Here is a 14,282-nt window from a genome sequence, read left to right on the forward strand (position 1 = left end):
CGGATCGTCGCATGTGCGGCGCGTTCAGTCGGCATTCACCGCCCGGTGAAGTAACTCTGAATCATCGGAGTATCGGGGAGGACTGCCCATGCGTTTCGCCACATTTACTGTCACTTGCGCCGCTGCTGCATTGCTTGCCGGGTGTGCCTCGCAGCAAGGGGGCGAGGAAATTGTCCTGACCGGCTCGAAAGCCGAAACCTCGGATAATGGACGGGTCCCGCCGCCGCCCCCACCACCTCCTCCGCCCCCGCCAGCTTACAGCCTCGCAACGCCGGCCCCCATGGTCGTAACGGGCTCGCGCGTTGACTCGGAAGCTGCCGTGGCGCCCGAACAGGGTGAAACCGCCGACAGCAGCTATCGCTATTTCCCGCCGGTCTTCGTGCCGTCACCGCCCAGCCGCGATCAATATGACGGCGAGGAAGTCTCTTCGGTGAAGGTCGTCGCCAATGAACCGGTTTCGACCTTCTCGGTCGATGTCGACACGGGCGCCTACACCAATACGCGCCGCTTCATTTCCGAAGGCCAGTTGCCGCCCAAGGGAGCCGTGCGGACCGAAGAATTCGTCAACTACTTCCGCTACGATTACGGTCGGCCGGACAGCGTATCGCAGCCCTTCACAGTGAATACCGATGTCGCGGTGACGCCATGGAATTCGAACTCGCGGCTCCTACGCATCGGGCTTGCCGGATACGAAATGCCCGCGCGCGAGCGCCCCCCGGCCAACCTCGTCTTCCTGCTCGACGTGTCGGGTTCGATGGCGAGCCGGGACAAGCTGCCGCTGGTAAAGACCGCGATGCGCCAGCTTGCGGGCCAACTGACCAAACAGGATCGCGTCTCGATAGTCGTCTATGCCGGCGCGGCGGGCCTCGTGCTGGAGCCGACCAATGACGAGCGCAAGATCAAGGACGCGCTGAACCAGCTCGAGGCAGGCGGGTCTACAGCGGGCGGCGCGGGGATCGAACTTGCCTATCGTGTGGCGGAAGCGAACAGAATTAGAGGCGGCGTAAACCGGGTGATCCTGGCGACGGATGGCGATTTCAACGTCGGCACTTCCGATCGGGAATCGCTGGTCGAGTTGATTGAGAAGAAGCGCGAAACCGGCATCACCCTTTCGGTGCTCGGCTTCGGACGCGGCAATCTGAACGATGCGATGATGGAGCAGGTCGCCAATAACGGGAACGGCAACTATTCCTATATCGACAGCGCGCTGGAGGCGCGCAAGGTACTCGGCGATGAGATGGGTGCGACGCTGTTCACCATCGCCAAGGACGTGAAGATCCAGGTCGAATTCAACCCGGCGGTGGTCAGCCAGTACCGCCTCGTCGGCTACGAGAATCGCATTTTGCGCGAACAGGATTTCGACAATGACGCGGTCGATGCGGGCGATATCGGTGCGGGCCATCAGGTCACCGCGATCTACGAGGTCGTTCCGGTCGGTGCCAAGGGCTGGGTCTCGACGCGCCGGTACGAGGACAAGCCCGATACGCGCGCTACCGAGCTGGCGGCCGAAGCGGCCTATGTCAAACTGCGCTACAAACTGCCTGGTGGCGACAAATCGACGCTGCTGACTTACACGCTGCCCGCATCGGCACTGCGCACCACTCGCGCACCGACCGGCGATTTCGCCTTCGCCAGTGCGGTCGCCGCCTTCGGACAGAAGCTGCGTGGCGATGCCTTGCTAGCGGATTTTTCCTATCCGCAAATTGCCGCGCTGGCCGGGAAGCAGAGCAATTTCTGGCGGCAGGAGTTCATCCGGCTGGTGCAGACTGCGGACGGGCTTGAATAGTCCGCTTGGCAGGCGGGTCGACACACGGCTAAAGCCCGTGTCATGCCGATCCGCCCCTCGCTCGCCATTTTCGCCGGAGCCGCGTTGACCGTGGCCAGCGCCTATCTGCTGGCCGAGCCCGTGGCCCCCGGTTTCATCGAGCGACTGGAACGGGACACCGCCGCCGCCATAGTGGAAGCGGGCGGAAGCGGTGTGACTGCACGGTTTGCCAACGTCACGGGATGGCCCTCGCGCCACCCGTTGCTGAGCGGGGGCGAGCGGCTCGACGAAAAGACACGCGCCCGGATCGCGCGAGCCGTCTACAATGTTCCGGGCGTCGGCGGCATCGTCTGGAGCGACGGAACCGCTCGTGCCGAAAGCGACGAGCCGACGTATCAGCCGCTGCATTGCCAGGAAGACGTCGAAGGCCTGCTACGTACCCGTTCGATCCGGTTCGAAGAGGCAAGCAGCGCGATACTTCCTGCGAGCCGTATGCTGCTCGATGAGGTCGCCGATGCGCTGCGCCCCTGTCTCGGCTCGATCATCGCGATCACCGGCCATACGGATCAATCGGGTCCGGAGCCCGGCAACATCGCCCTGAGCATGGAGCGTGCGCGCGCCGTACGCGAGGCACTGGTGCGCCGGGGGATCCCCCGCGACGGCTTGCGCGCGAGCGGCGTCGGGTCAAGCCAGCCGGTCGAAGGGCTCGCCCCTACCGATCCGGCCAATCGCCGCATCGAATTCTCGGTCATCCGCACCGAACCGCTTCGCCCCACACCCGTCGACACGCCGGGAGCGCGCTGACATGCCTCTATGGTTCGAACTCGCCGCTCTGATGCTTGTCGCCTATATCGCGGGGATCGGTATCGGATGGGCCTTGTGGGGCCGCCACGACACAGACAAGGAATAACGCATGAGCGAATTGCTCCAGATATATTGGCCGCTGATCGTCGCCGCGCTGGTTCTCGGCGTGGCCATTGCCTGGTATGTTTTCAACGCCTCCCGCAAGACGCGTGTGACAGGCACGAGCCGCGATGTGCTGGACGAAGGCGCCGCTCCCGCAGAACGCAACAAGGCGCTGATCGACAGCGCACCGGCAGCGACACCGATGCAACCCGCCGTCGGTGCCGCCATCCAGCCGGATGCTAGCGGCGACGATCTGACACGGATCAAGGGCCTCGGGCCGAAGCTGGCAGCAACCCTGCGCGATCTGGGCGTCACCACCTTTGCGCAGATCGCTGCCTGGGACGAAGCCGGGATCGACCGGATCGACAGCCAGCTCGGCCGCTTTCAGGGACGCATTCGGCGCGACGACTGGGTCGGCCAGGCGCAGTTACTCGCGCAAGGAGACGACGCCGGTTTTGCCGAACGTTACGGCAAATTGTCATAACTCGCGGAACCGATCCCGGATTACGGTTTTCCCTTAGATGGGTCGGCATAAGAGGAGAGCCAGGATGGGGCAGCCTTTGCGTGTGCTCGTCGCCGAAGACGAGCTGATTGTAGGATACGACCTTTGCGACACGGTGGCCGAGGCCGGGTATCTGGTCGAAGGTCCGTATGACGATCTATCTTCAGCAATGCTCGCTTATCAGAAGGCCAAGCCCGATATCGCCATCCTCGATGTGCAATTGGGCGATGGTATCGTCTATCCGCTGGCCGAACAGATGATGGCGGAAGACGTCCCGGTCATCTTCCATTCGGGTCAGCTCACTCCCGACGAGGTTGCCGAGCGCTTCCCGCGGGCACAGGCGTTGTCCAAACCCTGCCCTCCGGCAGCGGTGATCGAATCCGTCCAGCGGGCAGCCGCGCACGGTTGATCGCGCTTTCCGGGACGCTGCCGGAACATCGGATTGCCACGATCCATTCCCTGGGTGAACCTCAAGGAAAGGAAATCGCATGTCGCTTCAAAAAATGGTCGCCGCCCACCCGCAGGTCGATGACGAAACCGAAGGCCTGATCCTCGCCGCACGGCATGCCATGCTGTGTTCGCTGTTCTGCACGAGCTGCGCCGATGCCTGCGTGGCCGAGGATATGGATATGGCGCAGTGCGTCCGCACCTGCCTCGACTGCGCCGATATCTGCGCCGCCACCGCGCGACTGGCCGTGCGTCGCACCGCGCAGAATATCGATGTTCTGCGCAGCCAGCTCGAAACCTGCATCACGGCCTGCGAGACTTGTGCCGCAGAATGCGAAGGCCATGACAATCCACACTGTCAGCTTTGCGCGAAGATGTGCCGCGAATGCGCCGACGATTGCCGCAAGGCCCTGCCGGATGTGAAGTGACGGCGCCCACGGGCACGCCCCCTTGCCCCGCGCCCGCAAGCCTGCCATCGGCTGGATCGTAACAAAGGAGACAACATGGCCGGAATGGTGCCCTTCGCCTGGGACGATCCCTTCAATCTCGACGACCAGCTGACCGAGGACGAGCGGATGATCCGCGACGCCGCGCACGCCTTTGCACAGGGCGAATTGCAGCCGCGAGTGATCGAGAATTTCAGCAAGGAAGTCGACGATCCCGAACTGTTCCCGATGATGGGCGAAGCTGGCCTGTTGGGCGCGACCGTGCCCGAGGAATATGGCGGCGCGGGTGCAAGCTATGTCGCCTACGGCTTGATCGCGCGCGAGATCGAACGGGTGGACAGCGGCTACCGATCGATGGCCTCGGTCCAGTCCAGCCTCGTGATGTATCCGATCCATGCCTATGGCTCGGAAGAACAGCGTAAAAAATACCTGCCCGGCCTGGCCAGCGGCCAACTGATCGGTTGCTTCGGCCTGACCGAGCCGGACGCCGGCAGCGATCCGGGCGGGATGAAGACCACTGCCAAGAAGGTCGAAGGCGGCTATGTCATCTCCGGATCCAAGACGTGGATCTCGAACGCGCCCTTTGCCGATGTCTTCGTGGTCTGGGCGAAGAGCGATGCGCATGGCGGCGGCATTCGCGGCTTCGTGCTCGAAAAGGGTATGAAGGGCCTGTCCGCGCCCAAGATCGAAGGCAAGCTGTCCTTGCGCGCTTCGACCACCGGCATGATCGTGATGGACGAAGTGGAAGTCGGCGAAGATGCCCTGTTGCCAGAAGTGCAGGGTCTCAAAGGCCCGTTCGGCTGCCTCAACCGCGCGCGTTACGGCATTAGCTGGGGCGCGATGGGCGCCGCGGAATTCTGCCTGCATGCCGCGCGGCAATACGGCCTCGACCGGCATCAGTTCGGCGTACCGCTGGCATCGAAGCAGCTCTATCAATTGAAGCTCGCCGACATGATCACCGAAATTTCGCTCGGCCTGCAATCCTCCCTGCGCGTCGGTCGACTGATGGACGAAGGCAAGTTCGCCCCCGAGATGATCTCCATCGTCAAGCGCAACAATGTCGGCAAGGCATTGGATATCGCCCGCAAGTCGCGCGACATGCACGGCGGCAACGGCATTTCGGAAGAATATCAGGTCATCCGCCACATGGTGAACCTGGAGACGGTCAACACCTATGAAGGCACGCACGACGTCCATGCGCTGATCCTGGGCCGGGCGATCACCGGGATCGCCGCGTTTTGATAAGGCTCCATGGATATTATCGCAGCTCGACCAGCTATCGCCTGCGCATCGCGCTGGAATTGAAGGGGCTGGAATACGAATACGTCCCGGTGAACCTGCTCAAGTCCGAACAAAAGGGCGCAGCCTTCACCAGCCGCAATCCATTCGGTTCGGTTCCGCTGCTCGAGGTCGACGGCAAGGATTACGTCCAGTCGATGGCGCAAATCGAATGGCTCGACGAAGCCTATCCCGACAAGCCGCTGCTGTCTGGGGACGTGTCGGATCGCTACATCGCGCGCGAACTGGCCTATGCCATCGCGACTGAACTGCACGCGCCCTTGAACCTGCCCGTCCTCAAATATCTGGCCAACGAATACGGCAAGTCGCAGGAGGACATCGGTGTGTGGTATCGCCACTGGCTCGCGCGCACGCTCGACCCGCTCGAGGCGCGGCTGGCGCAGCTCGACACGGCTGACTTCCTGTTCGCCAAGCCCGGCTTCTTCGAGGTTTGCCTGCTACCGCAGGTCTACAATGCGCGGCGGTTCGGTTTCGACTTCGGCGACAAGCCGCATATCACCCGGATCGAAAGCGCCTGCCTCGCATTGCCCGAATTCCAGCGCGCACATCCGGACAACCAACCCGACAATCCCGAGAGGACCTGACACCCATGAAGCTCGCAACACTCAAGGACGGCACGCGCGACGGTAAGCTCGTCGTCGTCTCCAAGGACCTCACCCGCTATTGCGCCGCCGACAACATCGCGCCGACGCTGCAGGCCGCGCTCGACAATTGGGACGAGATCGCGCCCAAGCTTGAGGCGCTCTATACCGATGTCGAACACCAGGCGGTGCCCTGCGAGCGTTTCCATGAGCGCGAGGCGCATTCACCGCTCCCGCGTGCCTATCAGTGGGCCGATGGCTCGGCCTACATCAACCATGTCGAGCTGGTGCGCAAAGCACGCGGCGCCGAGGTGCCGGAGAGCTTCTATCACGACCCGCTGATGTATCAGGGCGGCTCCGACAACTTCCTCGCTCCACGCGACGACATCCCGCTGAAGGACACCAAGTGGGGCTGCGACATGGAAGGCGAGATCGCGGTCGTCACCGACGATGTGCCCATGGGCGTCACCAGTGAACAGGCCGCAAACCACATCAAGTTGGTCATGCTGGTCAACGATGTGTCGCTGCGCGGCCTGATCCCGGGTGAACTGGCCAAGGGCTTCGGCTTCTTCCAGTCCAAGCCCGCCAGCGCCTTCAGCCCCGTCGCGGTCACGCCCGACGAGCTGGGCGATGCGTGGAAAGGCAGCGTCATCCACCTGCCGCTGATGGTCGATTACAATGGCGAGCCCTTCGGCCGCGCCAATGCCGGGGTCGATGCGACCTTCAGCCTCGCCGATCTCGTCGCCCATGCGGCGAAGACCCGCAATCTGGGCGCAGGCACGATCATCGGTTCGGGCACAGTCTCGAACCAGGACGAGAATGGCGGCGCGGGCAAGCCCGTTAGCGAAGGCGGCCTGGGCTATAGCTGCATCGCCGAGATCCGCATGATCGAAACCATTGCCGATGGCGAAGCCAAGACTCGCTTCATGGCACCGGGCGACACCGTCCGCGTCGAAATGAAGGATGCCGAAGGACATTCGATCTTCGGCGCGATCGAACAGGAAGTGGTCGCCGCCTGACACACGGGGAGGCAGGTGGTGGCCGTTAGTGCCGCCCCTGCGCTTGCGGGTCGAACCGCAGCGTAAGAAAGCGGGCATCCGCGCCATAGCCGGCAAGCTTGCCTTCGCTCGCCTGCGTATCGCGGAAGCCGAACCGGCGCCAGAACGGCGCGGAATCGCCTACGGCGATCAGGCTGACCGAGGCCAGGCCTGTCTCGCGTGCGTGCCGGACTACATATGGCACGATAATACCGGCTGCCCCCAGGCCCCGCGCGCTGGGAAGGAGCGCCAGATCGTGAAGGTAGAAGGTGTCCGGACGCACAGGCAGCCGCTCGATCCGCGCATCGAGCGGCAGAGGTTCCGCTTCGAGCCAGGGATGCCCGATACAATACCCCGCCACCGTGCCGTCGCGCTCCAGCACGAAGGCTCCGGCGGGATAGAGCGCCTGCCGGTCGGCAAAGACCGCGCGGTTTTCCGGCAGGGTGGGATGAACCGCCTCGGATATGCCATGAACCCGGTCGATGTCCCCGGTGCCCATAGCCCGCCATGGTCCAAGCCCACCCATCTGGGTGCTCATCACATCGAGCGGGCGATGAGCATCTTCATGACTTCGTTCGAGCCGCCGAAGATGCGGGTGATGCGTGCGTCACGGTACATTTTGGCGATGGGATATTCGTTGATGTAGCCTGCGCCGCCGTGAAGCTGGAGGCACTTGTCGACCACCTCGCTCTGCAACTCGGTGACCCAGTATTTGGCCATCGCCGCCGTGGCGACATCGAGTTCGCCCTTGAGCAGTTTGGCAATGCAGTCATTGACGAAGATGCGCGCCGCAGTGCCGCGCGCCTTGAGGTCCGCGAGCACGAACTGCGTGTTCTGGAAATCCCAGATCGTCTGGCCAAAGGCCTTGCGGCTCTTGACGTATTCGACCGTGACATCGAGCGCCTTCTCGATCCCCGTCGCCGCGCCCATCGCGATGACCAGGCGTTCCTGCGCCAGCTCGCCCATCAGCTGGTAGAAGCCCTTGCCTTCGACCCCGCCGAGCACGTTTTCGGCCGGCACGAAGACGTTGTCGAAGAACAGCTCCGACGTATCCGCCGCGTCGAGCCCGATCTTGTCGAGCTTCTTGCCGCGCTCGAAACCTTCCGCCCCTTCGGTCTCGAGCAGCAGGAGCGAGATGCCCTTGGCGCGCTCGTTCGGGTCGGTCTTGGCGACGACCACGATGAAATCCGCGGTCTGGCCGTTGGAGATGTAGGTTTTGGCCCCGTTGATGCGGTATCCGTTGCCGTCCTTGAGTGCGGTGGTGGTGATCGACTGAAGATCGGACCCCACACCCGGTTCGGTCATGGCAATGGCGCTGACCAGTTCGCCGGTCACGAGCTTGGGAAGGTACTTCTTCTTCTGCTCTTCGGTGCCATGCCGCACGAGATATGGGAGGATGATAGTATTGTGCAGGCTGGCGGCGAATCCATCGACACCGTGCTTGGCCTGCTGATCGATGACCACCATGTCGTGACGGAAGTCACCGCCATGGCCGCCATATTCCTCTGGCACCGACACGCCGAGCAGACCTGCCGCCCCCGCCTCGTTCCAGAATTCGCGTTCTACCTGGCCGTCCTCGCGCCATTTCTCCACCCGCTTTTCCGGCGCGTGTTGTTGGTAGAACTTGCCCACGGCGTCGGCGAAGATGGCGATTTCCTCGTCTTCCATGAACTCGGGCTGGGGTACGTCGATTACGGGCATCTCTCGGGTTCCTCTCGAATATCTTTATCGCGTGCCGAAGGGTCTTACTTGCCCTTCCAATTCGGCTTGCGCTTTTCGGCGAAGGCGGCAGCGCCTTCGCGGGCGTCTTCCGATATGAAGACCGGCGCGATCAGCTGCGTCTGGCGGGTATAGCGCTCTTCCATCGGCCAGCCGCGCGATTGCTTGATGACCTGCTTCGAGACGCGAACCGCCAGCGGGCCGTTGGCGACGATGCTGGCGGCAAGTTCTTTCGCGCCCGCCAGCGCGTCGCTCTCGGTCACGCGGTTGATCAGGCCGAGCTCATAGGCACGGGCTGCGTCGATGAAATCGCCGGTCAGCGCCAGCTCCATCGCGATCCTCTCGGGGATCTGGTCGGGCAGCATCATCACGCCGCCCGCAGCTGCGACGAGGCCACGCTTCACTTCCGGAATGCCAAATTTCGCGCCCGAATTGGCGACCACAAGATCGCAGGCGATCATGAGTTCCAGACCGCCAGCCAGTGCATAGCCTTCCACCGCCGCGATCAACGGCTTTTCGGGCGGCTTCTGCACGATACCGCCAAAGCCGCGACCTTCGATGCTCGGCGATTCGCCGCGCAGGAAGCCTTTCAGGTCCATGCCCGAGCAGAAGGTCCCGCCCGCGCCCGTCAGAATGCCAACGCGCAGGCTGTCGTCGCTGTCGAGCCGGTCCATCGCCGCGGCAATCCCCTCGGCGGCGGCCTTGGTCATCGCGTTCTTGGCTTCGGGCCGGTTGATCGTGACGACGAGAATGCCGTCCTCTTTGCTCGTCAGGACTTCCTCGGACATAGCTGCTCTCTCCCATTTCAATTCGAAACTTGTCTTGCACCCTTGCTGCTCGACGTTTACGCAAACGTCAACCGGCATTTGCCGCACAAAACGACAAGTCGAGAGGAGTTCACACCATGGCCGAAGCCTATATCATCGATGCTGTCCGCACCCCGCGCGGGATTGGCAAGCAGGGCAAAGGCGCGCTTGCGCATATGCATCCGCAGCATCTGGCCGCGACCTGCCTTAAGGCGATCAAGGACCGCAACGATCTCGATACGGCGACGGTCGACGACGTGATCTGGTCGGTCAGCACGCAGGACGGCATGCAGGCGGGCGATCTTGGCCGGATGGCCGCGCTCGACGCAGGCTACGACATCACCTCATCGGGCACCACGCTCGATCGTTTCTGCGGCGGCGGCATCACCAGCGTCGCGCTGGCTGCCGCGCAGGTGATGAGCGGGATGGAAGACTGTGTGGTCGCGGGCGGCACCGAGATGATGAGCCTCACCGCGCAGATGTCGAAGGACAAGATGGCCGCTGGGCTCAAGCCGCCAATGATGGGCAGCTATAACGAGCGCCTTATGCGCACTCATCCGCAGAGCCACCAGGGCGTGTGCGGCGACGCCATCGCGACGATCGAGGGCTTTACGCGCGAGGAGCTGGATGAAGTCGGCTTCCGCAGCCAGCAGCGCGCCGCCAAGGCGATCGAGGAAGGCCGCTTCGACAAATCGGTCGTCCCGGTGAAGGACGACGACGGCAATGTCGTGCTCGACAAGGAAGAATATCCGCGTCCCGGCACGACCATGGAAACGCTTGGCCAGCTCGAACCGGCCTTTGCCAAGATTGCCAATGTCCCGCTCGACAAGAACGGCACCACCTTTGCCGGGCTGGTCAACGCCAAATATCCCGACGTCGAGATCAAGCACTTCCACCACGCGGGCAACAGTTCGGGCGTCGTCGATGGCGCGGCTGCGGTGCTGGTCGCCAGCAAGGATTATGCGCAAAAACACGGTCTCAAGCCACGCGCGCGTATCGTGGCCACGGCGAACATGGGCGATGATCCCACGCTGATGCTTAACGCGCCCGTCCCGGCGGCCAAGAAGGTCCTGGAGAAGGCAGGCCTGACCAAGGACGACATCGACCTTTACGAAATCAACGAGGCGTTCGCGGTCGTCGCCGCAAAATTCGTGCGCGATCTCGATCTCGACTGGGACAAGGTCAATGTGAATGGCGGCTCGATCGCATTGGGCCACCCGATCGGTGCCACGGGCTCGATCCTCATCGGCACGATGGTCGACGAGCTGGAACGCCAGGACAAGCGCTATGGCCTCGTAACCATGTGCGCAGCGGGCGGCATGGCCCCCGCGATCATCATCGAGCGCGTGACCGATTTCGTCGACTGACACCGCCTGAGCATGCGCGCCCTCGCCTAGCTGCACGAAAGCGGCTAGAGGGCGCGCCATGCATTTCCTCGATCAAGCAAAAATCTACCTGAAGTCCGGCGCGGGCGGACCCGGTGCCGTCAGTTTCCGGCGCGAAAAATACATCGAATATGGCGGCCCCGATGGCGGCAATGGCGGCAAGGGCGGCGATATCGTGTTCGAGGCCGTGCAGGGACTTAATACACTGATCGACTTCCGTTACGCGCAGCACTTCAAGGCCAAGCGTGGTGGACACGGCCAAGGCAAGGATCGCACAGGCGCAGGCGCATCCGACCTCGTGATCGAAGTGCCCGTGGGCACACAGATCCTGTCCGAGGACAAGGAAGAAGTGCTCGCCGATTTCACCGAAGTCGGTCAGCGCGTGGTCTTCCTCGAAGGCGGCATGGGCGGGCGCGGGAACGCCAGCTACAAGTCTTCCACCAACCGCGCGCCGCGTCAGCACCAGCCGGGCGAACCGGGCGAGGAGATGTGGGTGTGGCTGCGTCTCAAGCTGCTGGCCGACGTCGGCCTGCTGGGCCTACCCAATGCGGGCAAGAGCACCTTCATCAACCAGGTCTCGAACGCCAAGGCCAAGGTGGGGCATTATGCCTTCACCACGCTGGTCCCCAAGCTGGGCGTGGTGACGCACAAGGGGCGCGAATTCGTGCTCGCCGACATTCCCGGCCTGATCCAAGGCGCCGCCGAGGGCGCCGGCATCGGCGACCGTTTCCTCGGTCATATCGAGCGGTGCCGCGTGCTGATCCATCTGATCGACATTTCGGGCGACGATCCGGCGGAAGCCTACAAAACCGTCAATGCCGAGCTCGAGGCTTACGGCGGCGGTCTGGCCGACAAGCCGCAGATCGTCGCACTCAACAAACTCGACCTCGCCGACGAGGAACTGGGCAATGCGTTTGCCGAGGAACTGCTGGCAGCAGGCGCGGAAAAGGTGTTTCCCATCTCGGGTGCGACAGGCGCCGGGATTTCCGATCTGTTGGACGGTGTGCTGGCCTATCTGCCCGACCGCACTTCGACCGAAACCCATGCCGAGGAAGTCGAGGATGAGAGCGACTCGCCCGACTGGTCGCCGATCTGACCTTTCAAGGGCTCAACATTTCGTCACCCCCGCAAAGGCGCGGGTCCCGCTAAATCTTCGGTTCTAGGCTTGAAGAAAAGCGGGATTCCCGCTTTCACCTCCGGTCAGCTGCGCTTCTGCGGGAATGACAATGAAAGTTTTGAGCTCCCTCCCCGACCTGCGCCAGACACGCCGCCTCGTAATCAAGGTGGGCTCGGCGCTGCTGGTGGAGGGTAAAGAGGCGCGCACCGATTGGCTGGCGACGCTGGCGACGGAAATTGCAGACCTGAGGCGGAATTCCGAGGTAATCGTCGTCTCCTCCGGGGCAATCGCGCTGGGTGCGGCCAAGCTGGGGCTTGCCAAGGGCGGTCGCGGCAGTCTCGCCGATGCCCAGGCCGCGGCATCGGTCGGTCAGGTCGCACTGGCCCGGCTGTGGTCCGATGCACTTGGAACCCATGGCATTACCGCAGCGCAGATACTGGTGACACTGGGCGATCTGGAAGACCGGCGTCGCTACCTCAATGCCTCTGCCACCCTTGCCCGCCTGCTCGAAGCCGGTGCGGTCCCGGTGGTGAACGAGAACGATAGCGTCGCGACCGAAGAAATTCGCTTTGGCGATAATGACCGGCTTGCTGCGCGTGTGGCTCAGGCTGCGGGCGCCGACGCGGTGATGCTGCTGTCCGATGTCGATGGATTGTACGATCGCGACCCGCGCGAGTCGGGTGCAAAACTCGTCGAGCGCGTAGACGGCGTCACGCCCGAAATCATCGCCATGGCAAGTAGCGCGTCGTCCTCGGGTCTCGGTTCGGGCGGAATGCTCGCAAAACTGCAAGCCGCGCGCATTGCGGAACGGGCGGGGATCACACTTGCCATCGTGAACGGCACCCACCCGTCGCCCATTTCCCGCGCGCTCGACAGCGGCACCGGCACCCTGTTCCCCGCCCAAGCCGATGCCAGCGCACGCAAGGCGTGGCTCGGCGGACGGCTTGCACCCTCCGGCGTGATAACGGTCGACCTGGGGTGTATGACCGCACTCGAAAACGGCGCGAGCGTGCTTGCCGCGGGCATCACCGGGGTCGAAGGCGCGTTCGCGCGTGGCGATCTCGTCGCAATCCATGGCCCAAATGGCGAGCGGCTCGGCCAGGGGCTGGTCGAATATACCTCGGCCGAATGCAGCGCGATCCTGGGTCTGCGCGAAGAACAGCAGTCCGCAAAGCTCGGCTATGCACCGCGCGCCGCCGTGATACACCGCGACCACATGGTGCACGCATGACCATAGCGTTGACCGGTGCCACGGGCTTCGTCGGCAAGGCCGTGCTCGACGAGGCGGTCCGGCGCGAGGAACCCCTGCGTGCACTCACCCGCCGCACGCAAGGCCCGCGCACGCATGTCGAGTGGATCGAGGGCGATCTGTCGAATCCCGCCGCGCTCGCAAGCATGTGTCACCAGGCCGACGCCGTCATTCATGTCGCCGGCCTCACCAACACCCCCGACCCGGGCCAATTCGAAGAGGCCAATGTCGGCGGCACCGCACGGCTGATCGCGGCGGCGAAGCAGGCGCAGGCAAAGCGCTTCATTTTCGTTTCCTCGCTCTCTGCACGCGAGCCGGACCTGTCCGCCTATGGCGCATCCAAGGCAAAGGCGGAGAAGCTGGTCGAGGCAAGCGGGCTCGACTGGACCATCGTGCGCCCACCCGGCGTCTATGGCCCGCACGATATCGATTATTTCGAGATGTTCCGCAGCGCGAAATTCGGCTTTATCCCCTTGCCTCCAGGCGGGGCGAGTTCGATGATCCATGTCGAGGATCTTGCCCGGCTGCTGCTCGATCTCGTCGATGCCTCGCCCGCCCTCGTCCGCCGCCGCATATTCGAGCCCGACGACGGGCGCGAAGGTGGCTGGTCGCACGAGGAAATGGCCAAGGCGATCGGCAATGCGGTAGGGCGACCGATCTTTGCCCCCCACCTCCCCAAATCGGTGTTGGAAGGCGCCGCGAAGCTCGACCGGATGCTGCGCGGCGACAAGGCACGCCTCACAGCCGATCGAGTGGGTTACATGACTCATCCCAACTGGGTTGCGCGGTCTTCCAAGAAAGTGCCCGAAGCGGTCTGGTCGCCCCGGATCGAAGGGGAAGAGGGGCTGCGATCGACCGCCGATTGGTATCGCAAAAAAGGATGGCTTTGAGGGTCTGGACATTCACGCCGGATTGCCCGAAAGGCGCTTTTCCGGTCGCCGGCTTAGCTCAGTTGGTAGAGCAGTTGATTTGTAATCATCAGGTCAGGGGTTCGACTCCTCTAGCCGGCACCACCTTCCCCGC

The 14,282-nt window shown here is 63.3% G+C and carries 15 protein-coding genes and 1 tRNA gene; 13 read left to right on the forward strand and 3 right to left on the reverse strand.

Annotated elements, in window-relative coordinates; all coding sequences use genetic code 11:
- The first annotated feature begins 88 nt into the window (after positions 1–88).
- The 8 genes from L5849_RS04420 to L5849_RS04455 all read left to right on the forward strand — a co-directional run bounded on the left by L5849_RS04420 (position 89) and on the right by L5849_RS04455 (position 6,965).
- Entirely contained in the window at positions 89–1,786 is a 1,698-nt protein-coding gene (locus L5849_RS04420) for a VWA domain-containing protein (protein ID WP_236924568.1), read from the forward strand.
- Positions 1,787–1,828: 42 nt separating this feature from the next.
- Positions 1,829–2,569 (forward strand): OmpA family protein, encoded by a 741-nt coding sequence (locus tag L5849_RS04425; protein ID WP_236924569.1) that lies wholly within the window; start codon positions 1,829–1,831, stop codon positions 2,567–2,569.
- Positions 2,570–2,678: 109 nt separating this feature from the next.
- The gene (locus L5849_RS04430) at positions 2,679–3,155 is read left to right on the forward strand and encodes a hypothetical protein (protein WP_115417315.1); all 477 of its coding nucleotides are present in this window, start codon (positions 2,679–2,681) and stop codon (positions 3,153–3,155) included.
- Positions 3,156–3,219: 64 nt separating this feature from the next.
- On the forward strand, positions 3,220–3,582 hold the full coding sequence (locus L5849_RS04435) for a response regulator (RefSeq protein WP_234041450.1): 363 nt from the start codon (positions 3,220–3,222) through the stop codon (positions 3,580–3,582).
- A 79-nt stretch (positions 3,583–3,661) separates the two neighbouring features.
- Positions 3,662–4,048 carry a four-helix bundle copper-binding protein gene (locus tag L5849_RS04440; RefSeq protein WP_236924570.1) on the forward strand — a complete coding sequence of 129 codons (387 nt, stop codon included), beginning with the start codon at positions 3,662–3,664 and terminating at the stop codon, positions 4,046–4,048.
- Between the two features lie 84 nt (positions 4,049–4,132).
- A complete protein-coding gene (locus L5849_RS04445; RefSeq protein WP_370459127.1) occupies positions 4,133–5,308 on the forward strand; it encodes an acyl-CoA dehydrogenase in 1,176 nt (391 codons plus the stop codon).
- On the forward strand, positions 5,308–5,949 hold the full coding sequence (gene maiA, locus L5849_RS04450) for a maleylacetoacetate isomerase (protein ID WP_236924624.1): 642 nt from the start codon (positions 5,308–5,310) through the stop codon (positions 5,947–5,949). Before L5849_RS04445 ends, maiA begins: the two co-directional genes overlap by 1 nt.
- 5 nt (positions 5,950–5,954) lie before the next feature.
- Positions 5,955–6,965 (forward strand): fumarylacetoacetate hydrolase family protein, encoded by a 1,011-nt coding sequence (locus tag L5849_RS04455; RefSeq protein WP_115417317.1) that lies wholly within the window; start codon positions 5,955–5,957, stop codon positions 6,963–6,965.
- A 25-nt stretch (positions 6,966–6,990) separates the two neighbouring features.
- Here L5849_RS04455 and L5849_RS04460 read toward each other — a convergent pair whose 3' ends face one another.
- From L5849_RS04460 to L5849_RS04470, 3 genes are read right to left on the reverse strand one after another with little or no spacing between them, the layout of a single operon-like run.
- Positions 6,991–7,482 carry a GNAT family N-acetyltransferase gene (locus L5849_RS04460; RefSeq protein WP_236924572.1) on the reverse strand — a complete coding sequence of 164 codons (492 nt, stop codon included), beginning with the start codon at positions 7,480–7,482 and terminating at the stop codon, positions 6,991–6,993.
- Between the two features lie 38 nt (positions 7,483–7,520).
- A complete protein-coding gene (locus L5849_RS04465; protein WP_115417320.1) occupies positions 7,521–8,684 on the reverse strand; it encodes an acyl-CoA dehydrogenase family protein in 1,164 nt (387 codons plus the stop codon).
- A 44-nt stretch (positions 8,685–8,728) separates the two neighbouring features.
- Positions 8,729–9,490 (reverse strand): crotonase/enoyl-CoA hydratase family protein, encoded by a 762-nt coding sequence (locus L5849_RS04470; protein ID WP_236924573.1) that lies wholly within the window; start codon positions 9,488–9,490, stop codon positions 8,729–8,731.
- A 116-nt stretch (positions 9,491–9,606) separates the two neighbouring features.
- Here L5849_RS04470 and L5849_RS04475 point away from each other — a divergent pair, with 116 nt between their 5' ends.
- From L5849_RS04475 to L5849_RS04495, 5 genes are all read left to right on the forward strand, one after another.
- Entirely contained in the window at positions 9,607–10,875 is a 1,269-nt protein-coding gene (locus tag L5849_RS04475; protein ID WP_236924574.1) for an acetyl-CoA C-acetyltransferase, read from the forward strand.
- 58 nt (positions 10,876–10,933) lie between these two features.
- Positions 10,934–11,989: a GTPase ObgE gene (gene obgE, locus L5849_RS04480; RefSeq protein ID WP_115417324.1), complete on the forward strand. Its 1,056-nt coding sequence runs from the start codon at positions 10,934–10,936 to the stop codon at positions 11,987–11,989.
- 124 nt (positions 11,990–12,113) lie between these two features.
- The gene (gene proB, locus L5849_RS04485) at positions 12,114–13,241 is read left to right on the forward strand and encodes a glutamate 5-kinase (protein WP_236924575.1); all 1,128 of its coding nucleotides are present in this window, start codon (positions 12,114–12,116) and stop codon (positions 13,239–13,241) included.
- Positions 13,238–14,149, forward strand: a complete 912-nt coding sequence (locus tag L5849_RS04490) for an NAD(P)-dependent oxidoreductase (RefSeq protein ID WP_236924576.1) — start codon at positions 13,238–13,240, stop codon at positions 14,147–14,149. Before proB ends, L5849_RS04490 begins: the two co-directional genes overlap by 4 nt.
- A 47-nt stretch (positions 14,150–14,196) precedes the next feature.
- Positions 14,197–14,272: transfer RNA gene (locus L5849_RS04495), tRNA-Thr, on the forward strand.
- The last annotated feature ends 10 nt before the right edge of the window (positions 14,273–14,282 follow it).

This window comes from Erythrobacter sp. SN021 (genome assembly GCF_021864455.1).